This window comes from Caballeronia sp. RCC_10, assembly GCF_041360715.1.
Taxonomy (GTDB): domain Bacteria; phylum Pseudomonadota; class Gammaproteobacteria; order Burkholderiales; family Burkholderiaceae; genus Caballeronia; species Caballeronia grimmiae.
The window spans coordinates 250,310-263,311 of sequence record NZ_JBFUPT010000007.1 but is presented as its reverse complement, the minus strand read 5'-3'; the positions used below and the strand labels follow the sequence as shown (position 1 = coordinate 263,311).

Below are 13,002 nucleotides of genomic sequence, written 5' to 3'. Positions count from 1 at the left end.
GCAAGCTGGACGACGTTCTGGCGCAGCGCGCCGTGAACATCATCCGGGAGCGCTACGCCGACTTTGGCCCGACCCTGGCCCGCGAGAAGCTCGTCGAGTGTCACGGCATTCGGCTGGCGAAGGAAACGGTGCGCCAGTTGATGATCGACGCGGCACTGTGGGTGCCCAGACGCCAGCGTCCGCCCAAGGTCCATCAGCCCGCACGCGCCGCTCGTGCCTGGGCGAGTTGATCCAGATTGACGGCTGCGAGCATCGCTGGTTCGAGGACCGTGCGCCACAGTGCACGCTGCTGGTGTATGTGGATGACGCCACGAGCCGCCTGATGCTGCTGCATTTCACGCGCAGCGAGTCGACTTTCAGCTACTTCGAGGCAACGCGCGCGTACATCGAGCGCCATGGCAAGCCGAGTGCGTTCTACAGCGACAAGTTCACGGTGTTTCGCAACGCGACGGCGGGCAAGACCGGCCACAGCACGACGCAGTTTGGCCGGGCGATGTACGAACTGAACATCGATACCTTCTGCGCCAACTCGAGCTCGGCCAAGGGTCGCGTGGAGCGCGCGCATCTGACCTTGCAGGATCGGCTCGTCAAGGAGTTGCGCCTGCGCGGCATCAATACGGTGGAGCAAGCCAACGCCTATGCGCCGGCCTTCATGGCTGACTACAACGCGCGCTTTGCCAAGCCCCCGAGAAGCGGCTATGACATGCATCGGCCGCTGCGCGCCGACGAGCGTCTGGAACGGGTGCTGACCTGGCGTGAGGCGCGTCGGGTCACCAAGGCGCTCACGGTGCAGTACGACCGCGTGCTGTATTTGCTGGAGGACACCGACGCGAACCGCGCGCTGATTCATCGGGATATCGAGGTGTGGGAGTACCCGGACGGACGCACGGAGTTGCGGGCCGGCGATCGCGTGCTGGTGTGCCGGCAGTACGACCGGCTCACCGAGATCGATCAGGGCGCGATCGTCGAGTGCAAGCGTCTGGCGCACGTTCTCGAGTTGGCGCAGGAGGTGCAGGCCGAGCGCGACAACCGCAGTATCGGCACGGCGCCCTCGCGCGCGCATCGGGGCGCGGCGGTACGCACGCCACGACGCGCATCCGGCACGAAGAAACAGCGCGAGCTCACGCAACAGGATCTGGAGGCAACGATGCTGGCGCTGCATGAACGCAAACGCGGCGCAAGATCCGTAAAGAGCAGTCCGGCGGTCAGCAAGCGGTGACGTTCATGCACCCGCGCCCTGCCCGTTCACGCCTCATGCTGCAACGCTGCGTGAGCGTGAAACCCGAGAACAGAGACGACATCTGTATTTAGCCCGAGGTGCGACATTTCTATCTGGCCATGACATCGTTACCTGCTTACATCGGATATCGCGCTTGTAATCAGCAGGTGCCTTTAGCCTGACGCGGCAGCTCTCGTGCGTGGTTGCAGGTCTGGCGTGTCCGCATCAGCCACTACAGACAGGGACGATGAGCTGGCAAAGATCGGCCGCACGGCGGCCGTCCCGCTGGCGGTCAAGACGGATTCGTCGGCGTCCGCGTGTTGCCGTCGTCGGCTTCAGTTAGCGGCAAGTCCTTGTTGGTCTCGTCGGCCTGCGTGGCTGGCTGCTTCGCCTTGTCGTTATCGACGACATCGGTGCCGGGTTCGTTCTGCGGAATTGTCATGTCAACTCCAGTTCAGGTGTTTGTGGAAGCGCGCCCGAGCGCGCGATACCGTTTCAGCACGAAAAATGCCCACGCGAGCGGACCACCGCTTGCTGCATAACCGGAACTGGAACGTCACGGAAACGGAGCCACTATGTCGACCGCATCTCCTGAAAACACCAATCCGCCCGAAAACCCCATCGACTCGGACGGCCTGACCGACCTCGGGCCGGCGCAGCCAAAAGATCCGCCGCACGCCCCGGGACAAGACGCCGAGTTACGTGATCCCCCGAGTCCCGCAGGCGTGCCGCCTGACGGCGAAAACGCGGATCGCTAAGAAGCCCGGCGCTCCCTCGGACCGCGCCTTGTTGCCGATTTCATACAAGCTGTCTGTACGGCACTGCCAGGGCTTTTCGAGACGTGAGCGACCATCCTTGCTTCATGCGATCGCTCGCGCATTGTTGATACCTCCCATCACACTCTTCCCTGTATGGCGAAGTCGATGAGCTGATTCGCACATTCCCACGCATCCTGCGCCGCCGCGCCTTTCCTGCCCGTCTGCGCAAAAAAGATTGCCCCGTAGAGCAGAAACACCATTTGGCGGCTCAACTGGTCCAGGACGGACGGATGAATCATGTCGAGCAAAGCGCGCCGGATCAGTTCACGAAGCCGCTCCCTTTGCGCCTCCGCCATGCTGACTACCTGCGGATGGGCGTGATATTCGTAAAGCGCGGCGACAAAGACACATCCTTGAAAATCGGGCTGATTGAACCAGCTTTCGTACCATCGGAAGATCGCCCTGAGCCGCTCCCTGCCCGACGGGTTGCGGGCGATGGCGCATGTCAGCGCCTCTTCTATCGCCTGCATCCGTTCCTTCAACACTTCCAGCAACAACGCTTCCTTGGACTGGAAGTATCGGTACATCGTCACCTTCGAGACGTTCGACTCCCTCGCGATCAGGTCGACGCCGATCTGGTGGCAGCTATGCTGAGAAAACAAACGCGCGGCGGTTCCGAGGATGCGCTCTCGTACATCATTCATACAAGCCTCTCAACTGTACAGCGTATGTAAGCGCGGAACTCGCGCTTCACTGTACGCACTTCTATCGTGGTTCGGGAACGAGATTATAGGCAGTCGACCGAATGAAATAAGTCGAAACACCAAGGGCGGGTTAGCTCAACTTGAATTCGTTTCGAATATCGAACGGGGGCAGTCGCGCTTCATTAACCGATGTTACGGAGTTAATGAACACGGACATTCCCATTGAACAGCGACGAAAGGGGGTTTCCCGGAATTTGGCATTAATTTGCACATATCGCGGCGACAAAAACTGACGTGCAATAGTGATTGTCGGACGGCTTTACAGGTTGTATAAGAGAATCGGCGAACGACAACGATCTACGTGTACCGCCCGTAAATCGAACAACGCTCTCGAACGCGCCGCCCCAAAAAGGCGCATGACTCCACGTCCTCGGCCGAGGTGGCAGCACGCCGCGCAGATCAATTCAGATACATCGTATTGCGCTCTCACCTCCTTGGTCACACTCTCTCGGCTGTAAAGACGGGGCTCGCAGCAACGCCAGCAAGACGAACTCTATCTGTTCAGCTCGCGCCACACTTTTTGAAGATTTCGTGCGTGACCTGTTCACTTGAACCGCTTCGACGATTACAGGCATTGATCACGGATTTATAGACACTAACTGCCGCGAATCCGTTAATTCATCTCAAAGGCACTTAATTTAACTCGGATATCCATAAGAATCACTCTTACTATCGAATTTAGAATGGACAGTCGAAAAATTTTAATAGTACGTGACCACTTACTCAGTTATTCTCGGTTTCTGAAACCGATTCACCCTTCAACACCTTACAGGGCATGAAAATGAAACAGGAGTTTGCTCGTCGTCAGATTCTCATCGCTGAAACCGCACCGGTCATTGTTCACGCCTTGCGATCGCTGCTCAGCGAAGGTCCGTTGGAGAGTACGGTTGATTCGGTGATTTTGCGTTTCGATTTGATTGACCGCCTGCAGGCCAACAGCGTCGACCTTCTCATACTCGATCCCGCGTGCGTGCAGCGAGACGTGGATATAGGCAATCTGGATTGTCTTCTCGATTTAAGACGCCGCTTTCCCTGCGTTCCTATTTTGTTTTGCACGACATTAAGAGACGTGATTATTCTGGACGAGATTTTCTGCATGAATAGGATCGGGATCTGCAGCAAGTCGGACGAAATGATCGACATCTTCCGTCTTTGCGAGCAGTTGTTGTCCGGCAATTTCGGCGGCGTATCCCCGAAGATAGATGCAATGTTCCGTGGCGCCCGTCAACTGGTATAAAGCGCTGATTACCAGAACGAACTTGTTCAATCATGGCGTCCGCCATAATCCAGAATCCGTACCGCTTGTGCGCGACTTTTGACGAGCGCCTGACTTGCAACCTTGCCCGCGGCTTATCTGGAATAACCGCGGAATTCTATTTCGGTCGCAGGTCGGGATCGTACTACAAAGAGGTAAGCAAGCGGGATCACACGATCGAGCGCAGCCGAACCTACTTCACGGACTCCAGCATGATCGAGCAATACCACGCCTCCATAAGCAACTCTACGCGGGCAATATCGCCGAGTGTTTCCGTTTCCTCGACGAACGGCGTGCTTCGGACGGCCACACGCCCGATTACTGGCACTGGCGAGCCGTCACCCTTCTTCGCGCTGGCCAATTCAACAAGGCGCTCGACATTTGCGTCGGGCTGACACGCAAATCCGAGAATTTCGCTTTCCACGTTCACTGTCTGTGTAACATCTGTGTTTACCTCGGGATAAAGGAAGTGGCGCTCACGGCCATTGAACACTTCGCGCAAAAGGCGGACACCTCGCCGGTTGCCGCCCGTCTATGGCGCGTCTACCGCTGGCATTATCTCGGTGACGACGACCGTCATCGGCATCACTCCCATAGGTCTCGACGAGCATGCGGCTTTCGTCCTCGGCCATCATCAGGCGCGCAGCACGATGCGGCGCGACGGCATCGCGCAGGGCCTCACCTCGATCTGGCTGGCTACTGGACCGGCGAGCGCACCCCGCCCGCCCGCCTCGAGGTTCGTCTGGTTGCGTCCGGCTATGGGGATATGGTCAATTGGTCGCGTACCTTTGCGCGCTGGAAGCGATGGGTGTACAGGTGTTTTACGACGACGCCCTGCTTCGCCTCGCGATGCCCGAGCCGGAGCGAGCCGAACTGGCCCGCGCGATGATGTACTCCACCGGCTTCGAAAGGCCCTCCGGCGACGCCGCGATGTGGACAGACCCGTTCAGTCTTTTCACGTCGCTCTTCCCGGTGCTGGGTTACGCACCGTCGCACCGGTGCATCGAGCCGGCCCATCCGTCGAGTGTCGACGGCATCATCGATGAAATTCGGACGCGTGCGCGCGGACGGCGCTGCGTCGGCCTGTTCTGGTCTTCGTGCGAATCGGCGAACAACTTTGCAAACCGCAACCTGTGTCTGCCTGACCTCGAGCTGCTGTTCGAAGACTCCCGCGATGTGTACTGGGGCATCATGCAACGCGGCTTCGAACGTCGCCGCTGGCTGAACGACCCGCGCTCGGCCGATCTCGACCGTTTCACCACGCTCAGTCTGATCTGACACTGACTCACTCGGCGGCAATCATCGACCAGCTCGATACCTTCATCCGCAACGATGGCGGCCTGAGTCATTACGCCGGCGCCCTCGGCAAGCGCTGCTATATGTTCCTGAATCAGGTCGCCGAGTGGCGGTACGACCGCGAGCCGACGTCCACGCCCTGGTATCCGAGCATGCGCCTCGTGCGGGCAAGCGAACTCGGCGGCTGGGACGAAGTCGTCGGCACGTTGCAGCAACTCCTGCACGCCGACGCCTGATCGTCCGGCAGTTCGGCAGTTCGGCAGTCCGGCGGGATGACCCGCCGGACTGCCCGTCCCGCTTAACGCGCGACCGTCTTGAAGCCGTACTCTTCGCGTGCGCCGTAGCGTCCCGGCGCGAATCCGTTGAACACGTGACCGCCGACCTTCGCGCCCACGTTCTCCAGGCGGCGCAAGGTTTCCTCCAGTTGCCGCGCACCCGTCCGATCGGCCCGCGACACCAGCAGCACCAAGTCGCAGTTCTGCGTCGCGATGGAAAGCGCGTCGCTAACCGGCAGGACCGGCGGCGAATCGATCACGACGTAATCGTAGATGTCGCGCAGCATGGCGAGCGTTTCCTGGAACGCCGGCCGGCCGAGCAGTTCCGCCGGGTTCTCCGGATAGAACGCACCCGCATCCATGATCGAGAGGCCACCGTTGCCGAGCGGGACGATTGCTTCGTCCGGGCGCGCGGTGCCTTCCAGCACTTCGGCCAGCCCCGGCCCGGTGCGGCCATCGACGAGATGACGCAGCCGCCCTTGACGCATGTCGGCGTCGATCAGCAGCACGGACGCACGCGTCTCGGCCAGCAGATACGCGAAGTTCGACGACACGAAGCTCTTGCCCACACCTTGCGTCGGACCGGTGAACAGGATGACCTTGCCGCCCGGTTGATTCGCATCGACGACGTAGCCGGGATTCATCACGCTCGTGGTGCCGGCGAACGACATCGCGTTGGCCGAATTGAACGGATTCATGCCGCCCAGGCCGAACTGGTTCATCGGAACCGGCGCGCCGCTCAGCATCGCACGCACACTGCTGCGCAGCGAACGAAGCGCTTCGATGCTTGGATCGGTCGGACTCGTCATCGCGAGCAGCTTGGCGGGCGCGGCGTTGTGCGTCAGTGCGCGGACGTCCTGCTTCAGTTGCGCGGTCGAACGAGCGATCACGGCAAGACGCGGCAGTTGCGAGAAGTGATCGATTTCTTCCGGACTACGAAGCTCCTTGCGATTCATCGCGATCAGATAGATCGACACGGTGCTGAGGAACAAGCCGCCGAAGATGGAGCCGAGCAGCACGATCCACGCACGCGGCCACGATTGCTTTTCGGGTGCGACCGCCCAGTCGACCACGGCCATGCCCGGCGGCGTGCTGGCTGCCGCGACTTCGAGCTGCTGCGCATTGGTCAGCACGCTCGTGTAGAGCTGAGTCGTGACGGCGACATCGCGTGCAAGCTCGACGTATTGCCGCTGCACGGTGGGCAGGTTGGCCGCAATCTTCGACGTCTCGGCAATCTCATGCTTCACCTGATTGAGCTGCGTGAGCGCGCTTTGATAGTTCTCGTTCTCCGGCCGATAGCGATGCTGCGCGGCGTCGAGCGCCAGTTGCAACGTGGTCTGCTGCTCTTCGAGGCGGCTCATGCGCGTGATGAGCGCAGTGTTCTGCTGCGCCATATCGACCGTGCCGGTCTGCGTGCGGAACGCGTTCAGACGGCTCTCCGCGGCTTCCAGATCGTGCTTCAGCGCGGGCAGGCGCTTCTTCAGGAAGTCGAGGCTCGTCTGCGCCTGTGCAGCGCGGCGTTCGGCATCGCGCTCCTGATACGTCTTGATGATCGCGTTGACCATGGCCTGCGCCACCAGCGGCGATTCGGCCTGATAGCTGAGACGGATCAACGACGGATCGCGCAGCGTCGATTCACGCGGCGGAATCGACGTGCGCAGCCGCGCGAGCACGTTGTCGAACGTCGTCTGTTGCGAATACTTGCGCAACTTGAAGCTCACGCCGGGACGCGCACGCAACGTGTCGATGCGCAACTCGCCGGGAGCACGCCCGTCCGGCGTATCGACCTGAAAGGACACAGTCTCGCCGACCCGCCCTTGCGCGAGCGCCTTGTCGTCTTTGTCGAAGAGCGTCCAGCGTCCGCCTTGCCCCGCGATCACGTGGAACTTCATTTTCAACGCGGATTCGGGCACCGTGAAAACGCCGGGCTTCAGTCGCTCGCCGCCCCATGCATACTGATCCAGTCCGAACGGCGCAGGCGCGAGTTCGCTGTCGCTTGCGTGACGCGAAGCCAGATAACTGCCGATCAGCGGAAAATGACTTTGCGTCTCGACGACGGTATCGGCGCTCGTCTGTGCAATCGCGGCGCTCACGACCGAGCGCGAAGTCAGTACATCGCTTTCATCACTGGCGGAAGCATCGGCGGCCATGGAACCGGATACGTCCGACAGTGCGCTGATCGACGTGCCCGCCTTGCTTTGCACGCGCAACAGCGCCTCGGCGCGGTATTGCGGCGTTGCGAGCAGAACGTAAAGCACGCCCGCTGCGCAACACGTGCCGGTCACAGCGCCGAGCAAGGTCTTGTGACGCACGACGCTGCGCCACAGATCGACCAGACCGTCGCCGCGTTGCGGAACTGGCGTCATGGCGGGGCGCATGTTATATGAAAGCATGTTATATCCCTAACAAATTAGATGAAAACCAGAGACGTCAGTCGCAACCGACGACGGCGCGTTCCCTCGTACACGCCGCTTGATGCTATGAACCGACCGTGATGAACACCGGTCCTTCCGCTTCGGTCACTGCCAGCACGTTGCGCCTGTCGCGCCGCGTGCCGTACAGATCGGCGATGACCGCGCTGGCCGGCAGACGCGATACATCGAGATTCATGACGTTGCCCGCGCCGTAACACCAGACAACGTATTTCGTGGCGCGCGCATCGTCGAGCTTGAGCACGACGGTTTGCTCCTTCTCGTCGATGAAGTAGCGCGCATTTTTTGCGTTGGCCGTGAACGCGAACAGATGCTTTACTGCGTGATACGCGGGCAGCTTCCTGTTTCCCGCATCCAGTAGTCCGAAGTTATGTTCCATTTCCTTCGGGTTGGTGCCGTCGTTGCGCATGTCGTAGTACGACGTCAGCCCGACCTGCGCGATCCAGTTCATCATCAGCAGCCGCACCGCATAGTTGGCCTGTCTAGCACGCGCCTCGCTTGAATGACCATTCGCGATATCAGCTACATAGTGATATCCGAAGCTCGGGTATGACCATTCGGTTGCCCACACTTGCGGACGTTTAACGTAGCCCGACAGGTCGTGGCGCAACTCGCGATAGTCGTCGAGCACCGTCTCCGGCTCCTGCTGCCGGTATGGATGCACACTCACTGCATCGGGGCCCGTCTGCGTCGCGCTGATATCGCCGACTGCGCGAATGAAGCCGCGATCCACCTGCTGGACGCCGCCCGTTGCGATCACCACGTTCGGATTGGCCGTCCGCGCCGCTTGCACCGCGTTCTGAAGCAGCGCGCGATAAGCCGCAGGCGATGGTTCCGCGAGCCAGTAATCCTTGTGGTCCTGCTCGTTCCATACTTCGAAGCGCACGGGCGCATCGCGATAGCGGAAGGCGGCCTGATAGACATACGTGCGGAACGCGGCGAGCTGCGGCGCTGATGTCGGCGGCTGATTCGGGCTATAGGCGTAATGCTTGTAGCCGAGAATCAGCAGCGCGCCGAGGCCGCGTGCGCGCAGATTGTTCACGAGACCGTCGAAGCCGGCGAAGTGCCAGCCATCGGGCGCTTGCACCGCTTCCCAGAAGAGGTCCGTACGCACGAACGAGAAGCCGACGTCCTTCACGGCGTCGAGCAGCTTTGTATCGCCGATCTGGTGTATCGCCACGCCCGTGTTCGCCCTTGCAGATGCAAACGACGGCAACGCGACGTACGCGCGTTCGAGCGACGACGACGAGCCATCGATGATGAGACTCGGCGTCGCCGATGCGGGCAGCATGGACGCGCACATCGCCAGTACAGCGGCCACCGCGAGCCGTCGCCGAATATTGCCGCTCTTCTGCATGATGTCAGAGCCCCCGCAAGCCGTCGTGCGACGCATCGATCACCGTTGCGCGCCCCCGCCAGTTGGCCGGCGTAAAGCGGGCCGGCATGCGCCAGATGACCGGTTGCATGAACGCTGCGTTCTCGCGCAGATAGCTCAACGTGACGCCGAAGAACAGCAGGCAGCCGATCGATTCGAAGGTATCGGTCGTCGCACACGAGAAGAGCAGGTAGAGCAGCATCGCCCACGTCGGCCGGTCGTCGGTCGGAGCGCGCATCATCAGCCGCACGAAAAACGCCACGAGCAGGAGCGCGCCGACGAGCCCGAAGTTCGCCATCGCATACAGCAGCGAGTTGTCCGCGTAGGCGACATTGAAGCCGAACGCGCTCTCGTAATACGTCGTTGCCGAGCCGAAGCCGCCTGGCCCGAGGCCGAGCCAGATGCGGTTGTTCTTCAGCAATCCTTCCATGATGACCGGCCATGTGTTGAACATGCGGTCCTGGAACGAAGCGAGCGTGGTGAAACCGGTGCCCGAAAGATTGAACATCAGCGTGGCGATGTACGACACGAACGGAAACGCGATCGCGATTCCCGCGGCCCACAGGCAGGCGCGCTTGATCGTCATCGTCGAGAAGAAGCAGTGCGCAACGACGACAATGGCCAGCGAGACCGGCGCCGTCTTGTTGGTCGTGGCGTGTATCGCCGCGCCTGCACACACGAGCAACACGCACTGCAACCAGCGCTTGTCCGTACGCATCAGCAGCCACGCTGTGAGCAGACCGGCCATCAGGCCCGTGGATGCGCTGTCGCGCCCGAAGCCCGAAAGCCGCGATGCGATGCCGACATACGAAGCCACAGCGGCCCGTACGTTATGCCCGCCGACGGAGACGCTGACGCCGACCCACGGCATCGTCATGAAGGTGTTGGCGAGGATGCCGATGCCGCAAAGCGCCGCCAGCACCGCGAGCCCCGTTGTCGCGACTCGGCCGTTCAAATACGCGAGTGCTTGCGGTGTCGCGGTGAGCGCGAAGAGCATCGGCGTGACCGTCCATAGCCAGAAGCCGACAGCTTCGGGCGCGACGCCATGCGATAGCGACACGCACGATTCCGCGAGCATGTACAACGCGATGAGCGCGTGACTCGCTCTGGGACGCCTGATCATCGTGTACATCACCCAGGCAAGCATCAGCAGCTTGGGAAGATACGCGGCCTGAGGCACGCCTGCCATCGAGGTGTAGTAGCGAATGACGCCCGAAAGCACGTCGCTGCCGACGGCTGCGATGAAACTCGCCACCCACAGCTTGTCTTCGAGCGATGCCCTGTCCAATACCCTGTTCATTGTTCTACCGTCGCATGTCGTTGGGTGTCGTCGTGTCGAAAGCAACCGGCGACCGCCTCTTGTTGTGTGCACGCGCGGGTGACTGCCGACGAACCTGGCCAGGCTCATCCCCGTTGCCGGAAATTTACCCGTGGGGTATACGCGGCTCAGTGCGAAGACGCACGCTTCGCCCAGGCGGCGAGCCGCGTTCACGTTTGCTATGTCGGCTTTCGCGCATAAGGGCGCGCTCGCAATCGTTGCTAAGAGCGGCAGCGCACATAGACGCCGCATCGGCTCGCCGGCCGCTGCGTTGCCGTCGATACGTCACGTCGTGAACATGCGTTCGTCGTCGTACATTGCGGCATGATCGTCAAGCATAGGATTGCCTATCAAATGCGCCGCAGGACATGCGACGCCCAAGCGAATCGCCGTCCATCCACGTCATCCCGAGAGCGCTATATGAACGCACAAGACCGTGCCGCACTGACGCAGGCATCGCGAGGGGGTATCGCGATCTTCGAATCGATGGTGGCGCCGCCGACGCTCGCCGCGATCAAAAGCAAGCTCGATGCAGCTTACGAAGCGACACCGGATCACGAGCAGTTCTTCGGCTGCGCGAAAGACATCGTGCACACGCTGCGGGACGATGCCGCGTTCAGGGAACTGGAAAGCGAGGCGGTGCGGGCCGCGTCGAACTGGCTCGCCTCGACGATGCATGTCGACGGAAAGGTAGGACCGTGGTTCGGGCTTCGCGTGGGAAGCAGCGCATCGACGTCAGGCAGCCATTGCCGCCATTTCGATTCGCAAGTGCTGACGCTCGTGATCGTGCTGCAAACCGCAAGCGATGACGACCGCAGCGGCGATCTCATCGTCTATCGGAAAGCGCGCGGCATTCCGCGACGCCGCGACAACGTCTTGCGCAAGAGCATGCAGTGGGGCGAGCGCGCGCTACCCTTCCCGCTTCGCGCGGCGCGCACGCAACGCCATCTGGACAAGGGGCTGTGCACGCGCATCCGGGGCACGGCTGGCAGCATCTACGTGTTCAACGGCTTTCTGATGCAGCACTGCAATCTCGATGTGCTCGAGGGAGAGCGCCGCAGCCTCGTCATTCATTATCTGGACCCAGGTCTGTCGCTGGGGCTGGCGCAGGTCAATCGCCTGCGCCGCAACGAGAGAGCCGTTCCTACAGAGGCGGCGTATCCCGCCGAGATCGACGCGACTTGACGAGGTGTGCAGAACTCACGCAAGCCGCGTCGCGAGTGTTTGCGGCAGCGGACTGCGGCGCGTGAGTGCGCAGGTCGGCGTATCGTGGTGCGGGCCGCGCACGTAGGTTTCGAGTTGATCGATCGCGAACTGCTGCTCGTCGATCACATAGCGGATCATGTCGCCGATCGACACCATGCCGACGAGCCGCACCCCATCGATCACCGGCAGATGACGGATGCGATGCCGCGTCATCAGCGCCATGCAATCGTCCGTGCGCGTGGCGAGACTGACCGACATCACCGGCGCGGACATGATCTCGCCGACAGTCGTCGTGCGCGATGCCTTGTCCAGGAGGATCACCTTGCGTGCGTAGTCGCGCTCGGTCACGATGCCGCGCACCGCGCCGTTCTGATCCCCGCCCGCGGTCACGACGAGCGCACCGACGCCGGCATGCGACATCAATGCAATCGCTTCGTAGACGTTCGCCTCGGCGCTGAGCGTATGGACGGCCGTATCGGACTTCGCTTTCAGGACTTGCTTCACCGTTGCCATGCCTTTCTCCGTTGCCTAAGAAGTTACGCTGCACCTGCTGCCAGCTTCAGTCGAAGTCGAACATTTCGCCGAGAAAGGATTTCTTGCGGCGCGGGTAACCGTGCCGTCCTTTCGAATCGCCGTAGCGATGATCGTGATCGCGACGGTCCCAGTCGCCATCGCGGGCGTATTGATGCGGCGGCTGCTGCATGCTCTGCGACGACACCTGCTCGTCGCGCTGAATGAGGTGATCGAGTTCGCCGCGATCGAGCCACACGCCGCGGCACTTCGGGCAATAGTCGATTTCGATGCCTTCGCGAGCCGTCATCAGCAGGTCTGTCGCGGGGCAGAAAGGGCATTTCATGTCGATTCCTTTCGGTTTGCTTTCGATGAAGACAATCTAGCGGAAGCATCGACGCCATGAAATGCACGAAATCGAGCGCATCGGTTCGGAAAAACCGAAGTGTTCATGCGTTTGACGCAGGCTCGACGCGATGTATCGAACCTTTCGCCCGGTGCGCGCGCCACCAGTACGGTTCTCCACGATGCGAAGTCCATCGCCAACGACTTGCGCATCATCTCAAAACCCCGCAAGCTCTCGGTTGGCGGCGG

The 13,002-nt window shown here is 61.2% G+C and carries 13 protein-coding genes and 1 pseudogene; 6 read left to right on the top strand and 8 right to left on the bottom strand.

All coding sequences use genetic code 11. The features are described from left to right. A pseudogene (locus tag AB6804_RS15905) lies at positions 1-1,219 on the top strand (ISNCY family transposase); the annotation flags it as partial. A gap of 292 nt (positions 1,220-1,511) precedes the next feature. Here AB6804_RS15905 and AB6804_RS15900 read toward each other — a convergent pair. Next, complete coding sequence (locus AB6804_RS15900) at positions 1,512-1,661, bottom strand: hypothetical protein (RefSeq protein ID WP_160174737.1); 150 nt, start codon at positions 1,659-1,661, stop codon at positions 1,512-1,514. A gap of 133 nt (positions 1,662-1,794) precedes the next feature. Between AB6804_RS15900 and AB6804_RS15895 the strand changes: the two genes are divergently transcribed. Further along, entirely contained in the window at positions 1,795-1,977 is a 183-nt protein-coding gene (locus AB6804_RS15895; protein WP_370887231.1) for a hypothetical protein, read from the top strand. Positions 1,978-2,114: 137 nt separating this feature from the next. On the opposite strand, the gene AB6804_RS15890 is transcribed toward AB6804_RS15895, so the two are convergent. Further along, positions 2,115-2,681 carry a TetR/AcrR family transcriptional regulator gene (locus AB6804_RS15890; RefSeq protein WP_370887230.1) on the bottom strand — a complete coding sequence of 189 codons (567 nt, stop codon included), beginning with the start codon at positions 2,679-2,681 and terminating at the stop codon, positions 2,115-2,117. A gap of 841 nt (positions 2,682-3,522) precedes the next feature. Between AB6804_RS15890 and AB6804_RS15885 the strand changes: the two genes are divergently transcribed. Further along, positions 3,523-3,978 carry a hypothetical protein gene (locus AB6804_RS15885; protein WP_370887229.1) on the top strand — a complete coding sequence of 152 codons (456 nt, stop codon included), beginning with the start codon at positions 3,523-3,525 and terminating at the stop codon, positions 3,976-3,978. A 211-nt stretch (positions 3,979-4,189) separates the two neighbouring features. Here AB6804_RS15885 and AB6804_RS15880 read toward each other — a convergent pair whose 3' ends face one another. Continuing rightward, positions 4,190-4,498 carry a hypothetical protein gene (locus tag AB6804_RS15880; protein WP_370887228.1) on the bottom strand — a complete coding sequence of 103 codons (309 nt, stop codon included), beginning with the start codon at positions 4,496-4,498 and terminating at the stop codon, positions 4,190-4,192. A gap of 272 nt (positions 4,499-4,770) precedes the next feature. Here AB6804_RS15880 and AB6804_RS15875 point away from each other — a divergent pair, with 272 nt between their 5' ends. Together AB6804_RS15875 and AB6804_RS15870 are read left to right on the top strand one after the other, a co-directional pair. Next, positions 4,771-5,274, top strand: a complete 504-nt coding sequence (locus tag AB6804_RS15875) for a hypothetical protein (protein WP_370887227.1) — start codon at positions 4,771-4,773, stop codon at positions 5,272-5,274. Between the two features lie 101 nt (positions 5,275-5,375). Continuing rightward, complete coding sequence (locus AB6804_RS15870; RefSeq protein ID WP_370887226.1) at positions 5,376-5,528, top strand: hypothetical protein; 153 nt, start codon at positions 5,376-5,378, stop codon at positions 5,526-5,528. A 62-nt stretch (positions 5,529-5,590) separates the two neighbouring features. Here the strand turns inward: AB6804_RS15870 and AB6804_RS15865 are convergent, their stop codons facing one another. The 3 genes from AB6804_RS15865 to AB6804_RS15855 form a co-directional block, all read right to left on the bottom strand. Continuing rightward, entirely contained in the window at positions 5,591-7,960 is a 2,370-nt protein-coding gene (locus AB6804_RS15865) for a GNVR domain-containing protein (protein WP_370887225.1), read from the bottom strand. An 85-nt stretch (positions 7,961-8,045) separates the two neighbouring features. Next, entirely contained in the window at positions 8,046-9,359 is a 1,314-nt protein-coding gene (locus AB6804_RS15860; protein WP_370887243.1) for a cellulase family glycosylhydrolase, read from the bottom strand. Between the two features lies 1 nt (position 9,360). After that, positions 9,361-10,674, bottom strand: a complete 1,314-nt coding sequence (locus AB6804_RS15855) for a hypothetical protein (RefSeq protein ID WP_370887224.1) — start codon at positions 10,672-10,674, stop codon at positions 9,361-9,363. A 438-nt stretch (positions 10,675-11,112) separates the two neighbouring features. Here AB6804_RS15855 and AB6804_RS15850 point away from each other — a divergent pair, with 438 nt between their 5' ends. After that, entirely contained in the window at positions 11,113-11,877 is a 765-nt protein-coding gene (locus AB6804_RS15850) for a hypothetical protein (RefSeq protein ID WP_370887223.1), read from the top strand. A gap of 15 nt (positions 11,878-11,892) precedes the next feature. Here the strand turns inward: AB6804_RS15850 and AB6804_RS15845 are convergent, their stop codons facing one another. After that, on the bottom strand, positions 11,893-12,411 hold the full coding sequence (locus AB6804_RS15845; RefSeq protein ID WP_370887222.1) for a CBS domain-containing protein: 519 nt from the start codon (positions 12,409-12,411) through the stop codon (positions 11,893-11,895). Between the two features lie 46 nt (positions 12,412-12,457). Further along, on the bottom strand, positions 12,458-12,754 hold the full coding sequence (locus AB6804_RS15840; protein ID WP_370887221.1) for a zf-TFIIB domain-containing protein: 297 nt from the start codon (positions 12,752-12,754) through the stop codon (positions 12,458-12,460). Positions 12,755-13,002 lie beyond the last annotated feature (248 nt).

Bases quoted from the DNA above. Each gene is read 5' to 3' on its own strand.
- AB6804_RS15900 (WP_160174737.1), bottom strand. From the start codon at position 1,661: ATGACAATTCCGCAGAACGAACCCGGCACCGATGTCGTCGATAACGAC.
- AB6804_RS15895 (WP_370887231.1), top strand. From the start codon at position 1,795: ATGTCGACCGCATCTCCTGAAAACACCAATCCGCCCGAAAACCCCATC.
- AB6804_RS15890 (WP_370887230.1), bottom strand. From the start codon at position 2,681: ATGAATGATGTACGAGAGCGCATCCTCGGAACCGCCGCGCGTTTGTTT.
- AB6804_RS15885 (WP_370887229.1), top strand. From the start codon at position 3,523: ATGAAACAGGAGTTTGCTCGTCGTCAGATTCTCATCGCTGAAACCGCA.
- AB6804_RS15870 (WP_370887226.1), top strand. From the start codon at position 5,376: ATGTTCCTGAATCAGGTCGCCGAGTGGCGGTACGACCGCGAGCCGACG.
- AB6804_RS15865 (WP_370887225.1), bottom strand. From the start codon at position 7,960: ATGCTTTCATATAACATGCGCCCCGCCATGACGCCAGTTCCGCAACGC.
- AB6804_RS15855 (WP_370887224.1), bottom strand. From the start codon at position 10,674: ATGAACAGGGTATTGGACAGGGCATCGCTCGAAGACAAGCTGTGGGTG.
- AB6804_RS15850 (WP_370887223.1), top strand. From the start codon at position 11,113: ATGAACGCACAAGACCGTGCCGCACTGACGCAGGCATCGCGAGGGGGT.
- AB6804_RS15845 (WP_370887222.1), bottom strand. From the start codon at position 12,411: ATGGCAACGGTGAAGCAAGTCCTGAAAGCGAAGTCCGATACGGCCGTC.
- AB6804_RS15840 (WP_370887221.1), bottom strand. From the start codon at position 12,754: ATGAAATGCCCTTTCTGCCCCGCGACAGACCTGCTGATGACGGCTCGC.